At 31.7% G+C, this 14,647-nt stretch carries 17 protein-coding genes; 16 read left to right on the forward strand and 1 reads right to left on the reverse strand.

What is annotated here, in order from left to right; translation table 11 throughout:
* Window positions 1–10: 10 nt before the first annotated feature.
* The 9 genes from floA (at window position 11) to recO (ending at window position 6,258) form a co-directional block, all read left to right on the forward strand.
* The gene (gene floA / locus LQ609_RS04660; protein ID WP_078356515.1) at window positions 11–1,006 is read left to right on the forward strand and encodes a flotillin-like protein FloA; all 996 of its coding nucleotides are present in this window, start codon (window positions 11–13) and stop codon (window positions 1,004–1,006) included.
* Between the two features lie 15 nt (window positions 1,007–1,021).
* Window positions 1,022–1,723, forward strand: coding sequence for a hypothetical protein (locus LQ609_RS04665; protein ID WP_078356516.1), 702 nt, complete (start codon window positions 1,022–1,024; stop codon window positions 1,721–1,723).
* A 252-nt stretch (window positions 1,724–1,975) separates the two neighbouring features.
* Window positions 1,976–2,371 (forward strand): PH domain-containing protein, encoded by a 396-nt coding sequence (locus LQ609_RS04670; RefSeq protein ID WP_239700847.1) that lies wholly within the window; start codon window positions 1,976–1,978, stop codon window positions 2,369–2,371.
* Window positions 2,372–2,406: 35 nt separating this feature from the next.
* Entirely contained in the window at window positions 2,407–3,354 is a 948-nt protein-coding gene (locus LQ609_RS04675) for a PhoH family protein (protein WP_078356518.1), read from the forward strand.
* A 1-nt stretch (window position 3,355) separates the two neighbouring features.
* Window positions 3,356–3,817 (forward strand): rRNA maturation RNase YbeY, encoded by a 462-nt coding sequence (gene ybeY, locus LQ609_RS04680; RefSeq protein WP_078356519.1) that lies wholly within the window; start codon window positions 3,356–3,358, stop codon window positions 3,815–3,817.
* Complete coding sequence (locus LQ609_RS04685; RefSeq protein WP_078356520.1) at window positions 3,810–4,157, forward strand: diacylglycerol kinase family protein; 348 nt, start codon at window positions 3,810–3,812, stop codon at window positions 4,155–4,157. The genes ybeY and LQ609_RS04685 overlap by 8 nt, the downstream gene beginning before the upstream one ends.
* 21 nt (window positions 4,158–4,178) lie before the next feature.
* Complete coding sequence (gene cdd / locus LQ609_RS04690; protein WP_078356521.1) at window positions 4,179–4,583, forward strand: cytidine deaminase; 405 nt, start codon at window positions 4,179–4,181, stop codon at window positions 4,581–4,583.
* On the forward strand, window positions 4,584–5,480 hold the full coding sequence (era, locus tag LQ609_RS04695; RefSeq protein ID WP_078356522.1) for a GTPase Era: 897 nt from the start codon (window positions 4,584–4,586) through the stop codon (window positions 5,478–5,480).
* Between the two features lie 25 nt (window positions 5,481–5,505).
* Window positions 5,506–6,258: a DNA repair protein RecO gene (gene recO / locus LQ609_RS04700; protein ID WP_078356523.1), complete on the forward strand. Its 753-nt coding sequence runs from the start codon at window positions 5,506–5,508 to the stop codon at window positions 6,256–6,258.
* A gap of 43 nt (window positions 6,259–6,301) precedes the next feature.
* Here recO and LQ609_RS04705 read toward each other — a convergent pair whose 3' ends face one another.
* Window positions 6,302–7,690 (reverse strand): glycine--tRNA ligase, encoded by a 1,389-nt coding sequence (locus tag LQ609_RS04705; protein ID WP_115337387.1) that lies wholly within the window; start codon window positions 7,688–7,690, stop codon window positions 6,302–6,304.
* 297 nt (window positions 7,691–7,987) lie between these two features.
* Here LQ609_RS04705 and ccpN point away from each other — a divergent pair, with 297 nt between their 5' ends.
* The 7 genes from ccpN to LQ609_RS04740 all read left to right on the forward strand — a co-directional run bounded on the left by ccpN (window position 7,988) and on the right by LQ609_RS04740 (window position 14,639).
* The gene (gene ccpN / locus LQ609_RS04710) at window positions 7,988–8,623 is read left to right on the forward strand and encodes a transcriptional regulator CcpN (protein ID WP_078356525.1); all 636 of its coding nucleotides are present in this window, start codon (window positions 7,988–7,990) and stop codon (window positions 8,621–8,623) included.
* A gap of 15 nt (window positions 8,624–8,638) precedes the next feature.
* A complete protein-coding gene (locus LQ609_RS04715; RefSeq protein WP_078356526.1) occupies window positions 8,639–9,454 on the forward strand; it encodes a pyruvate, water dikinase regulatory protein in 816 nt (271 codons plus the stop codon).
* 11 nt (window positions 9,455–9,465) lie between these two features.
* Entirely contained in the window at window positions 9,466–11,238 is a 1,773-nt protein-coding gene (dnaG, locus tag LQ609_RS04720; RefSeq protein WP_078356527.1) for a DNA primase, read from the forward strand.
* A 26-nt stretch (window positions 11,239–11,264) separates the two neighbouring features.
* A complete protein-coding gene (rpoD, locus tag LQ609_RS04725; RefSeq protein WP_078356528.1) occupies window positions 11,265–12,374 on the forward strand; it encodes an RNA polymerase sigma factor RpoD in 1,110 nt (369 codons plus the stop codon).
* A gap of 100 nt (window positions 12,375–12,474) precedes the next feature.
* Window positions 12,475–12,828: a c-type cytochrome gene (locus LQ609_RS04730; protein WP_078356529.1), complete on the forward strand. Its 354-nt coding sequence runs from the start codon at window positions 12,475–12,477 to the stop codon at window positions 12,826–12,828.
* Window positions 12,829–12,882: 54 nt separating this feature from the next.
* Window positions 12,883–13,551 carry a tRNA (adenine(22)-N(1))-methyltransferase gene (locus LQ609_RS04735; RefSeq protein ID WP_078356530.1) on the forward strand — a complete coding sequence of 223 codons (669 nt, stop codon included), beginning with the start codon at window positions 12,883–12,885 and terminating at the stop codon, window positions 13,549–13,551.
* Complete coding sequence (locus tag LQ609_RS04740) at window positions 13,548–14,639, forward strand: Nif3-like dinuclear metal center hexameric protein (RefSeq protein WP_119634333.1); 1,092 nt, start codon at window positions 13,548–13,550, stop codon at window positions 14,637–14,639. The genes LQ609_RS04735 and LQ609_RS04740 overlap by 4 nt, the downstream gene beginning before the upstream one ends.
* The last annotated feature ends 8 nt before the right edge of the window (window positions 14,640–14,647 follow it).

Genomic DNA, 14,647 nt, shown 5'->3' on the forward strand with positions numbered 1-14,647 from the left:
AGAATTGCATATGTTATCAGGTTTAATTGCCTTTATAATTATTGCTGTCATTTTAATCGTACTGCTTATGATTTTATTCTCATTTGTTCCAGTAGGATTATGGATTTCAGCTGTAGCAGCAGGTGTCAAAGTTGGAATTGGTACTTTAGTCGGTATGCGTTTAAGACGTGTATCACCAAGACGTGTTATCAATCCATTAATTAAAGCACACAAAGCAGGTTTAGCATTAACAACAAATCAACTAGAGTCTCACTTTTTAGCTGGAGGTAATGTTGATAGAGTCGTAGATGCGATTATTGCGGCACAAAGAGCAGAAATTAATTTAGCATTTGAAAGAGGTGCAGCAATAGATTTAGCTGGCCGTGACGTTTTAGAAGCAGTTCAAATGTCAGTAAACCCTAAAGTTATTGAAACACCATTTATTTCAGGTGTTGCAATGAACGGTATTGAAGTGAAAGCGAAAGCCAGAATTACAGTTAGAGCTAACATTGAACGTTTAGTTGGTGGTGCTGGTGAAGATACAATCATCGCTCGTGTTGGTGAAGGTATTGTTTCTACAATTGGTTCAAGTCAACACCATACAAAAGTTCTAGAAAATCCAGATAGTATTTCTCAAACTGTATTAAGTAAAGGTCTTGATTCAGGTACAGCATTTGAAATCTTATCTATCGATATAGCTGATGTAGATATCGGTAAAAATATTGGTGCAGATCTTCAAACTGAACAAGCACTTGCAGATAAAAACATTGCACAAGCTAAAGCCGAAGAACGTCGTGCTATGGCTGTAGCAACTGAACAAGAAATGAAAGCAAGAGTACAAGAAATGCGTTCTAAAGTTGTTGAATCAGAAGCAGAAGTACCACTTGCAATGGCAGAAGCACTTAAATCAGGTAATTTAGGTGTTAAAGATTACTACAATTTAAAAAATGTAGAAGCTGATACTGGCATGAGAGAAGCAATTAACAAGAGTACAAAGCCACAAGATTCTAATTCACCGAACCAATAAGAGAGGTGATTTGAAATGGAAATAGGCATTATCGTCTTTGTTATTTGGGTGATTTTTAGTGTAGTTAGTGGAATTATTGAAGGTAGCTCTAAAAAGAAAAAGAATAAACAACCCCAAAATAATCAAAGACCAAATCCAGTAAATAAACAAGCAACAGAAAAAACAGATAAAGCTCAGCAACAATTACAAGATTTAGTTAATAAATACGAATCTTATAAACAAAAAGCTGAAACGAGTTCTACTGATCGTATGTCAGGTCACTATAAAAATTTAGCTGATCAACTTGCAACTCATCTTAAACAATATAATATTGACGTTGAACAACCTAAAGTAAGTGAAAGACCTAAAGAAAATACTGCTCAACACACATCTAATGAACATGAAAATGCGTATATAAATGAGAAAAAAGAGCAAATTCATAAAAATAGACCTAAAAAACAAGAGCAAGTAATAAAACAACTATTACAATTTAGTCAAGATGAAAAAAATTCTTTATCAAACTTACAAAGAGATAACATTTCTCAAATTGAAGCTGAGGCAGAACAAATTATCAAGAATACTCAACTTTCTGAGAGAACAAGACGCTCAATGGTTAAACAACTTTATTTGAACAGTAAACATAAATTTAATGATGAAGCTATAAACGTTGATGAGAACCAAGTAGTTAACGGTATAATTTGGTCAGAAATACTTAAAAGACCAAATGAGTTGAAATAAGCTTAATATAATCATATATTCAATTCAGTCATCTACTGCTAATATATTGATACAGGCTGAGACAAATTAATTGTCTCAGCCTGTTTTTTTATTCACAAAAATACCATTTAGTCTTACAATATAAGTAGGAATCAAGAAGGTGTGATAAAAATGGTATTTAAGAAAAAGCTTAGTTTTTTATCTATATTGATTTCATTTATAGTGTTTTTAATTGCTTTAATACCTCTTTTTATTAGTAACAAATACTTAATAATGATAACTTTCGTCTTGGTATTTCTTATTATTTTAAACATTCTTTTTGAAAGGTACACAATAAAAGAACATTTTTTAACGATTAGAAGAGGTCTTTTTAAAAACACATATAACATCTTTGAAATTGAGCAAATTAACATGACTAAATCTATAGAAGGTAATAGCATGTTAGAAATCGTATCAAGTGGTGAATTAGTTGAAAAGGTTAGTCCGCTTGAAGAAAGAGAATTTATCATTGCGCTTATGCGTATCAATCCTAAAATTAAATTAAATAACAGTAATAGATTACGTGAATTTGAAAAAGTAAGTCATTTGATAACTTCACAAGAAAAATTAAATAATATGCAAAATAAAGTGCATAAGATTGCACGTTATAGTAAGGTTTGGTACATTTAAAGTGTTAACAATTCAACTTATAAAGGAGATATTTAATGCCTACATTAATTCAAATCGAAAATATGGATCAAGCTCAAGCATTATTAGGTAATGGAGATGAGCATATAAAATATATTGAAAATGAACTCGAGGTGGATATTTTAACTCGAGGACAAGAAATTAGTGTTCGCGGAAAACGTTTAGAAAATGTTGAAAAAGCAGAAAAAGTCCTAATGAACTTACTAAAAGTGATTGAAAGTGGAGCAAGTATAACAATCAATGATGTTCAAGCTGCTGTTAAAATGGCTGAAAAAGGCACAATAGATCAGCTTATTAATTTATATGACGAAGAAATTACTAAAGATAGTAATGGTAAAATAATAAGAGCAAAAACAATGGGCCAAAGAGTTTATATTAATAATATTAAAAAAAATGACTTAGTTTTCGGTATAGGTCCTGCAGGGACAGGGAAGACGTTCTTAGCCGTTGTAATGGCAGCAAGAGCATTGCGTCTAGGACAAGTTAAACGCATCGTATTAACGCGCCCAGCAGTCGAAGCAGGTGAATCACTAGGATTCTTACCAGGTGACCTGAAAGAAAAGGTAGATCCTTATTTAAGACCACTATATGATGGCCTACATACAGTACTGGGTACAGAGCAAACGGCTCGATTAATTGAGAGAGGTACAATTGAAATTGCTCCTTTAGCTTATATGAGAGGTAGAACACTTGATGATGCCTTTGTTATTCTTGATGAAGCACAAAATACAACGCATCCACAGATGAAGATGTTCTTAACAAGGTTAGGCTTTGGATCTAAGATGGTTGTTACTGGTGACAGAACACAAATCGACTTACCAAAAGGCGTTAAAAGTGGTCTGATTGAAGCTGACCAAAGATTAAGTGGAGTCAAAGGTATCTCAATGTCTTATTTAGAACAAACAGACGTTGTAAGACACCCATTAGTAGGTAAAATAATAAATGCATACGAAGAGGAGATTTAATATGCTAACAATGGATTTTATTGATGAACAACAAGTGATTGATGAAGATACAAAAAATCAAATTGAATCATTACTGACATTTGCTGCTAAAAAAGAAAATATAACTCAAGAAGCAGAGCTTTCTATTTCATTTGTCGATGAAGAAGAAATACAAGCTATTAATCGTGATTATAGAGATAAAGATAAAGTTACTGATGTCATTTCATTTTCACTTGAAGAGGATGAACCAGAGATTGAAGGGCTAGATATTCCTAGAGTATTAGGGGATATAATCATATGTTTAGAAGTCGCTAAGGAACAAGCTGATTCATATAATCATAGTTTAAGTAGGGAATTAGGGTTCTTAGCATTACATGGCTTCTTACATCTATTAGGTTATGACCATATGACTGAAGTTGATGAGAAAGAAATGTTTTCTCGACAAGATGAAATTTTAAATGAATTTGGTTTAACTCGTGATTAAATTTATTAATCGTTTTAAATTTCCTTTAGCTGGTTTAATAACGATACTGAAGAAAGACCGTAATTTTATTTTACATTTAGCATTTGCAATTATTGTCATCATTGTTAGTTTAATATTAAATTTAAATCAAAACGAATGGCTATGGATTATACTTGCAATATTTAGTGTTTTAATAACAGAAATTTTAAACACTTCTATAGAATATGTTGTTGATATGTATACAGATAAATATCATGCACTTGCTAAACATGCAAAAGATACAGCTGCATTAGCTGTATTAATGTCATCAATTATGGCAGCAATAATCGGGATAATTATATTTTTACCAAAAATTATATAGTAAGTATAAGGGGGAAGAATTATGGAATTTAAACAAGAGTGGTACGATGGCGCAAGAGAAGCACAGAAAAGGGCTTATACACCATATTCGAAATTTAATGTTGGTGCATATTTAATCACTAAAGATGGCAAAGCATATTATGGTGCAAATATTGAGAATGCTGCATATCCATCTACAATATGCGCTGAACGCTCAGCTTTAGTTGCTGCAATGTCAGATGGCTATAGACCTGGAGACTTCAAATGTATTACAATAACTGTTGATGCAGATAAACCTTCATCACCATGTGGTACTTGTAGACAAGTCTTAAAAGAGCTTTGTGATGATGACATGCCTGTTTATTTAACACATCAAACAGATGAAAGAATTGAAACTACTGTTAATGATTTATTACCTTTAGGTTTCTCAGGAAAGGATTTAGAATAAATGAATGAATTTAAATCAGGTTTTATATCTATTATAGGTAGACCTAATGTTGGAAAATCTACTTTTATGAATAAAGTAATAGGTCATAAAGTAGCAATTATGTCAGATAAAGCACAAACGACAAGAAATAAAGTGCAAGGTGTTTTAACAACTGATGATTCTCAAATGATATTTATTGATACACCAGGTATCCATAAGCCTAAACATGTGTTAGGTGATTACATGATGAAAATCGCCAAAAATACATTAAAAGAAGTAGACTTAATTATGTTTATGGTTAATGTAGATGAAAGTATCGGTAAAGGCGATGAATTTATCATTGATTTGTTAAAAGATACTAAGACGCCAGTATTTTTAGTATTAAATAAAATAGACTTAGTACATCCAGATCAGTTACTAGTTGAGATTGAAAAATATCAAAAAAGAATGGAATTTGCAGAAATAGTACCTATCTCTGCACTAGAAGGATTAAATATTGAGACGCTTCTAGCACAATTCAAGAAATATTTAGAAGAAGGTCCAATGTATTATCCTAAAGATCAAATTTCTGACCATCCTGAGCAATTTGTTGTATCAGAATTGATTAGAGAAAAAGCACTACATTTAACTAGCCAAGAAATACCACATTCAATTGGCGTTAGTGTTGATAAAATGACTAAAGTTGAAGGTGAAAAGGTGCATGTTGAAGCTACAATTTATGTAGAACGCGATTCTCAAAAAGGCATTGTTATCGGTAAAGGTGGTAAAATGCTTAAAGAAATAGGGAAACGTGCACGTAGAGACATAGAAATGTTACTTGGTTCGAAAGTATATTTAGATCTATGGGTAAAAGTTCAAAAAGACTGGCGTAATAAACCTAATTTCATTAAGCAAATTGGTTACAGAGAAGACGAGTAATATTTAGAATGGAGGCGATGATAAAATGCTTTATAAACAAGAAGGATTTGTCATTCGCTCAGTAAATTATGGTGAGAATAATAAAATCATAACTATATTAAATGAACATGGACATAAAGTTCCATTAATGGCACGCGGTGCTAAAAAAACAAGTCATCCTTTACAAGGTGCTACACAGCCCTTTGTACATGGCTTGTTTATTTTTTCAAAGTTTAAAGGTATGGGAACGTTGTCGTCAGCTGATATTATAAATAGTCATAGAATGATGCAAAGCGATATTTTTAAAAGTGCTTATGGTGCTTATTGTATAGAGATAGTTGATAAAGCGTTGGAAGAAGATGAACATGATGTATTTTTCTATGACTTGCTTTTAAGTGTATTTCAAGCTGTTGAAAAAGGCGTTGATGCCGATACAATGAGTATGATAGTCGCTTTGAAATGTATGCCTAAATATGGTTATGAACCTAGATTTAATGCATGTGTCATTACAGGTGATATGGATCAACAACAATTAAATGCGTATAGCTTTAAATATAATGGCCCATTAAGTAACCAAGCACTCGTAAATGATGAACATGCTTATCGAATTTCAAATAGAGCATTATATTTTATGAATTTAATGTACCAGCTACCAATACAACATTTAAATAGCTTTACAATTAATGATCAAGTTAAGAAAGAAATCGTAACTTTGATTGATAATATGTATGATGAATATGTTGGAATTGTATTCAGAACAAAAAAATTACTAAAACAACTAGAAAACTTAAATATATAAAAAAGAGCAAAGACTTATCGAAAAGTCTTTGCTCTTTTTTTATTTAGAATCTAATTTTTTCAGCTAAGAAGCTTTCAACTTCGTCAATTGGCATACGAATTTGTTCCATTGTGTCTCTATCACGAACTGTAACTTGATTGTCTTCTAAAGAATCAAAGTCGAATGTAATACAGTATGGTGTACCAATTTCGTCTTGACGACGGTAACGTTTACCGATTGATTGTGATTCGTCAAAGTCAATTGCGAATTTTTCGCTTAATTTTTCATATACTTTAATTGCATCAGGTGAAAGCTTTTTACTTAATGGTAAAATAGCTGCTTTGTAAGGTGCTAATGCAGGGTGGAAGTGTAGAACTGTACGTTGGTCTTTTTCGCCTTCGTTTTCTTCCTCATAAGCATCACATAAGAACGCTAATGTAACACGGTCAGCACCTAATGATGGTTCGATACAATATGGTACGAATTTTTCATTCGTTTCTTGATCATGATAATTAAAGTCTTCACCACTAAATTCACTATGTTGTTTCAAGTCGAAATCTGTTCTTGAAGCGATACCCCATAGTTCACCCCAACCGAATGGGAATTTATATTCGATATCAGTAGTTGCATTAGAGTAGTGACTTAATTCATCATCATCATGGTCACGTAACTTAGTATTTTCTTCTTTAATTCCTAAATCTTTTAACCATTTTGCAGCAAATTCTTTCCAGTAATTTTGCCACTCAATTTCAGTGCCTGGTTTACAGAAGAATTCAAGTTCCATTTGTTCAAATTCTCTTGTTCTGAAAATAAAGTTACCTGGTGTAATTTCATTTCTGAAAGATTTACCAACTTGTGCGATACCAAATGGTAATTTTTTACGCATTGAACGTTGAACATTTTTATAGTTCACGAAAATACCTTGAGCAGTTTCAGGACGTAAGAAAATTTCATTTGTTGATGATTCTGTTACACCTTGGAAAGTTTTGAACATTAAGTTGAATTGACGAATGTCAGTCCAATTTGCTGTTCCACTTTCAGGACATGTAATACCTTTGTCATCGATAAGTTGTTTCATTTCGTCAAAGCTCATGCCATCAGCGATAAAGTTCTCGTCGCCTTCAACATTTTGCATGTAGTCTTCGATCAGTTTATCAGCTCTATAACGAATTTTAGAATCTTTGTTATCAATCATTGGATCATTAAAGTTAGATAAATGACCTGAAGCTTCCCAAGTTCTTGGGTTCATTAAAATTGCAGCATCTAATCCAACATTGTATGGAGATTGTTGAACGAATTTTTGCCACCATGCTTTTTTAATATTATTTTTTAATTCAACACCTAGTGGACCGTAATCCCAAGTGTTTGCTAAACCACCATAAATTTCACTACCAGGGAATACAAATCCTCTGTGTTTTGCTAACGTTACTACTTTGTCCATATCATTTGCCATAAATAATTCACTCCTTATTTAAATTAAAAAAGTCCCAAGACATCATTAAATAATGCCTTGGGACGAGTATATAACCCGCGGTTCCACCCAAATTAGTGTAGCCACTCTCTTTATATGAAATTTTATAAGCCAGAACTTTTAATGTTAAGCTTTCACCAACCTTAACTCGCTTTTAATTTCAAAGTTACTTAAAATATAGCATGGTATGTAAGACTTATCAAGTAAAAACAGATATTCAAATTGAGCAAAATTTGCGATACATGTTATAATTAATCTAACTGAGTTGTGTTTGAAGGGGTGAGAGCAATCGAATTAAATCAAAGACAAGAACATATTGTACAAATTGTTAAAAATAATGGTCCTATAACAGGTGAAAAAATTGCTGAAAGATTAAATTTAACTAGGGCAACTTTAAGACCTGATTTAGCTATTTTAACTATGGCTGGTTATTTAGATGCTAGACCAAGAGTTGGATATTTTTATACAGGAAAATCGAGCACACAGTTGTTAAGTGATTCTATTAAGAAGATGACAATTAAAGAATCTATGGCCATACCAGTTGTTATAGAAGAAAGTGTATCTGTATATGAAGCTATATGTAAAATGTTTTTAGAAGATGTCGGTACATTATTTGTAATTAATAAAGAAGGTTATTTAATAGGTGTTTGTTCCAGAAAAGATTTACTAAGAGCAGCAATAGGTGGACAGAGTTTAAAAGAAACACCAGTAAGTATAAATATGAGTCGAATGCCTAACATAACGGTATGTTTGGAAGACGATTTACTAATATACGCGGCTAAATTATTAATTGATAAACAAATAGATGCATTACCTGTAGTGAAAAAATTAAAAGGCGATAAGATGAAAGTAAAAGGTAGAATAACAAAAACAACTATAACAAGAGCATTTGTTTCATTAATTGAAGATGAGTAGGGGGATAAATTTAAAATGGAAGAAATAAGAATAATTATAGCGTCAGATTCAGTAGGCGAGACAGCCGAACTGGTTACTAAGGCATGTACATCTCAATATAAAACTGAAGGCAATGCATTAGATATTGTAAGATTACCTTATATAGAGAATGAAAGTAATATTAATGAAGTTGTTTCATTAGCATTAGAACAAAATTCTATAGTAGTTTATACATTAGTTAAACCTGAAATGAGATTATACTTAAAAGAAAAACTAGAAGAAAATAATATAAAAAATGTTGATATTATGGGACCTTTAATGAGTATTTTAAGTAATGAATTAAATGAATCACCACTTAATGAACCAGGTAACATTCATAAACTTGATGAAGACTACTTTAAAAAAATTGAAGCAATAGAATTTGCAGTTAAATATGATGATGGAAGAGATCCTAGAGGTTTACCAAAAGCTGATATTGTACTTATTGGTGTATCTAGAACTTCAAAGACACCACTTTCTCAATATTTAGCGCATAAGCGTTATAAAGTAATGAATGTACCGCTAGTTCCAGAAGTTGCACCTCCAGAAGGGTTATTTGATATAGATCCTAAGAAATGTATAGCATTAAAAATCAATCAAAAAAACCTAAATGCAATTAGAAGAGCTAGACTAATTCAACTAGGTCTAAGTGATGATGCAGATTATGCTAAAGATGATAGAATTGAAGAGGAATTAAGATACTTTGAAGAAATTGTTGAAAAGATTGGTTGCCCTGTCTTAGACGTTTCGGATAAAGCAATTGAAGAAACAGCAAATGACATCATAAAAATTATTACTCAACAAAATCGATAAAGGGTGAAATGATGCGTATAGAACAAGATGTAATAAAAGAAATTCGTGAAAAAAACGATATTTTAGATGTGGTAAGCGAATATGTAAAGCTTGAAAAAAGAGGACGTAACTATATAGGGTTATGTCCTTTCCATGACGAAAAAACACCTTCATTTTCAGTATCAGAAGATAAACAAATATGCCATTGTTTTGGTTGTAAAAAAGGTGGTAACGTCTTTCAGTTTATTCAAGAAATTAAAGGTGTATCCTTTGTTGATGCTGTTAGAGAGTTAGGCGATAAAGTAGATATTCATATTCAAAAGCAAGAACCTTCTGCAACTGATTCAATGGTTGATGATCACATAAAGATGATAGAAATGCACGAGCTTATGGCAAATAATTATCATTACATATTGAAACATACAGAAGAAGGCGAAGCAGCCTTAAACTATTTAAAATCAAGAGGATTCACAGATGAACTTATAAATGATAGAAAGATAGGATATGCTCCAAACCATTCTAAATTTACACATGACTTTTTAGAAAAAAATGGCTACGATGCTGTGATTGCCTATGAAGCTGGATTATTAAGTCGTAATGATGAAACGTTTGACTATTTTGATAGATTTAGGGATAGGATTATTTTTCCGTTATTGAATTTTCAAGGTAAAACGGTTGGATTTTCCGGTCGTACTTATACGGACCAATCGCCTAAGTACTTGAATAGCCCAGAGACGCCAATTTTCCAAAAAAGAAAAATGTTATATAACATTGATCGTGCTAGAAAATTCATTAGACAAAATGATGAAGTCATTCTCCTAGAAGGATTTATGGATGTTATTAAATCATCAGAAGCGGATATAAAACAAGTTGTTGCTACAATGGGAACTGCTCTTTCAAAAGAACATATTATTATGGTCAAAAAACTGGCGTCAAACGTAACATTACTGTATGATGGAGATTTCGCAGGTAAAGAAGCAGCGATGAATGTTGGTAAAGAATTATTAAATGAAGGTTTAAATGTCTTTGTTGTAAATTTACCTAAAAAAATGGACCCAGATGACTATATCTCTGAATATGGAAGTGAAGCGTTTAAATCATTTGTAGAAGGGCAAAAACAATCTTATGTAGGGTTTAAGGCTCAACAATTATATTATGCCAACGAAAACAATGATTTAAAGCATGGACAGCATTTAGAAGAGTTAGTTCATGATATCAATCTGATTCGTTCTGAATTTTTAAGAAAAAAAGTATTGCAACAAGTAGCTGATTTGTATAAAGTAGATGTTAACAGTCTTAAAAATCGACTATCGCCGAATATTGTTCAAAATAATGCTGATTATAATTATGTCGTTCCTGAATTAAAGGAAAAAAAACTAGATAAAATTGGTAGAGCTGAACAAGCGTTGTTAAAACATTTTATGAATCATAAACAGTTATTTTTAGAATATCATTCTAGGATTAATCAAGAAGACTTCACTTCATTGAATAATAGAGTGATTTTTTCACGTTTAAACGGGTATTATAAGAATAATGATGTTTTTAACATTAGTGATTTTTCAAGTTACATTGAAGAACATCAAATCATGGAGACAGTAATGTATTTAGATTCATTATCAATCAATGATGAACCAGAAACGGATGAAGTGGAAGATTATATTAATGTCATTCATCCTAATGAGCAAGTAGAAACATCAATAGAATATTTAAATGAACAATTGAATAAGGCAATGCAAGCAGGCGACATCGCACTACAAAGACAGTATTTAGAACAAATTGTACAATATAATCGGAATAGAATGTAAGAGTTAATAAACCGGGAGGCCTATTCATGTCTGATAAAGAATTAAACAAAATTAATAGCGCTAATAATGAAGCAGTACTTACTATTGATCAAGTAAAGCATCAATTAATTGAACAAGGTAAAAAAGCAGGACATTTAAGTCATGAAGAGATTGCAGATAAATTACAAAACTTCGAAATGGATCCAGATCAAATGGATGATTTCTTTGATTTAATTAACGAGAATGAAATTAATTTAATCAATGAAAAAGACTCAACTGATACAAATGATAAATTAAATTTAAATGATTTAAGTGCTCCTCCAGGCGTAAAAATAAATGACCCAGTTAGAATGTATTTAAAAGAAATTGGACGAGTTAATTTATTAACTGCACAAGAAGAAGTAGAATTGGCTAAACGTATCGAAAAAGGTGATGATATTGCTAAATCACGCCTTGCTGAAGCAAACTTACGTCTTGTAGTTAGTATTGCTAAACGTTATGTAGGTAGAGGTATGTTATTCTTAGATCTTATTCAAGAAGGTAACATGGGTCTAATTAAAGCAGTTGAAAAATTCGATTTTAATAAAGGATTTAAATTCTCGACATATGCAACTTGGTGGATTCGTCAAGCGATAACTAGAGCTATCGCAGACCAAGCACGTACAATCCGTATTCCAGTTCATATGGTTGAAACAATCAATAAATTAATACGTGTTCAACGTCAATTGTTACAAGATTTAGGTAGAGATCCATCTCCTGAAGAAATTGGCGAAGAAATGGATTTACCTCCAGAAAAAGTGCGTGAAATTTTAAAAATAGCACAAGAACCAGTTTCACTAGAAACACCTATAGGCGAAGAAGATGATAGTCATTTAGGAGACTTCATTGAAGATCAAGATGCGCAAAGTCCATCTGATCACGCTGCTTATGAATTGTTAAAAGAACAATTAGAAGATGTATTAGATACACTTACTGATAGAGAAGAAAATGTTTTAAGATTAAGATTCGGTCTTGATGATGGAAGAACAAGAACATTAGAAGAAGTTGGTAAAGTATTTGGCGTTACTAGAGAGCGTATTCGTCAAATTGAAGCTAAGGCTTTACGCAAATTAAGACATCCATCTAGAAGTAAGCGATTGAAAGATTTTATGGATTAATGACGAAAAGTTTATATTAATCCCAAAAAGCCTTTGACAATGCCTTGTTTTAATATAAAATATAATTGTATGAAGGTTTAACAAAAGGGAGGTTGTATGAATGAATCGTAATCCTGTTATCCCGTTTATTCTGATATTATTACTCGGTGTGGGATTAATATTCTTCATGTCAGCACATGGTGCTAACAAAGAGGAAGAAAAAGAAGGCGGTGGCGGTGAAAAAACTGAGAAGTTTGACGCAGCTACATTCGCAAAAGATAATTGTACAAGTTGTCATGGACAAAATCTTGAAGGTGGAATGGGACCTAAATTAGCTGGTTCTTCTAAAGAAGCTGGCGAAATGAAAAAAATCATCCGTGATGGTAAAGGTTCAATGCCTGCCCACGATGAAGCGACTATTTCAGACAAAGATTTAGACACACTTGTCAAATACTTAAAAGACGGCGCTAAATAACACAAAAAAATCTTTTGCTATTGCAAAAGATTTTTTTTATGAAAGGAAAAAATGATGATCCAGATAAACAAACGTTTAACGAAGGTGAGCGAATACCTCAATCATAATAAATTAGCTGACATTGGATCTGATCATGCTTATTTACCAATATATGCTATACAAAAAGGCTTAATTAACAAAGCGATAGCTGGAGAAGTAGTTAAAGGTCCTTTTTTGGCAGCACAACAGAACACTAAAACTTATGGTATGACAGATAGTATTGAAGTTAAACTTGGAAATGGTTTAGAAGTGATTGACGAAACAATAGATGTTATTACGATATGTGGTATGGGTGGACCATTAATTGCACAAATTATTGAAGAAGGTCAACATAAATTAAACAAATATCCTGATTTAATATTACAAGCAAATATACATGCGTTACCAATTAGACAAGTGTTACAAAAAATTGGATATAAAATTTATGACGAACAATTAATAAAAGATAAAAAACATATATATGAAATATTAGTCGCTAAAAAAGGAACAATGCTACTAGATGAAAAAGAAATGAGATTTGGACCAATATTATTAAAAAATAAAAGCGATTTGTTTTATGAAAAATGGCAGAGAGAACTTGAATCGTTAAATAAAATTAGTAAACAGTTAGAACATCATGATGATCAAATTAGGTATAATGAAATTAATCAACAAATACTTCAAATTAAAGAGGTGCTTAAATGATTATTCAAGAATTACTAAATGTCATTAATAAACATATTCCATTTTCAAGTAGTGAATCATGGGATAATGTTGGTTTATTAATTGGAACTGAAGATAGTGAAGTGACGGGCATATTAACAACACTAGATTGCACTATGGAAGTAGTAGATGAAGCAATAGAAAACGATTTAAATACAATTATTGCGCATCATCCACTTATTTTTAAAGGTGTTAAAAACATTACAGAAAAAGGTTATGGACCGATTCTAAAAAAACTGATTCAAAATGATATTAATTTAATCGCGCTTCACACAAACTTAGATGTGTATCCAAAAGGTGTAAGTTACATGATAGGTGACCAAATAGGTTTGAAAAACATGTCTGTTCTAGATGACAAAGAAGAAAGTTATTTCAAAGTACAGATATTTATACCAGATAAAGATGTGGAACTAATGAAGTCTGCATTTAACAAACATCATTTAGCACAAACAGGAGAGTATAGCGAAGTGTTTTTCCAATCGCAAGGAAAAGGTCAATTTAAACCAAGTGAGAATGCTAACCCGCATATTGGACAATCTCATAAGACTGAAACGGTTTATGAAACTAAATTAGAGCTTATGGTAGATGGAAAAGATAAGTCACTAGCTAAACAACTTATTTATGAAAATCATCCGTATGAAGAACCTGTTTTTGATTTTATAGAAATGAAGAAGACTTCTAGAATAGGATTAGGAATAGTTGGAGAATTAGATAAAACACAATCAATAAATGAATTTGTTGAACACTATAAAGAAAAACTACACATTCCAGCTGTTAGATTTATAGGGAATAAAGAGGCGAAAATAAATAGAGTGGCAATAGTTGGTGGCGCTGGAATAGAGTACGCACAACTTGCACAAAATAAACAAGCAGATTTATTTATAACTGGTGATGTTAAGCATCACGAAGCATTAGATGCCAAAATGGATGGTATTAATGTTCTAGATATAAATCATTATAGTGAATATGTAATGAGAGAAGGATTGAAGTCATTATTAGAAGAATGGACAAATCAATCAATAGAAATAAAAAGTTCTAAAATCAATACAGATCCTTATTGTTATATGTAAAAAAACTG

Source organism: Mammaliicoccus sp. G-M28 (assembly GCF_022386595.1).
Classification (GTDB): Bacteria; Bacillota; Bacilli; order Staphylococcales; family Staphylococcaceae; genus Mammaliicoccus; species Mammaliicoccus fleurettii.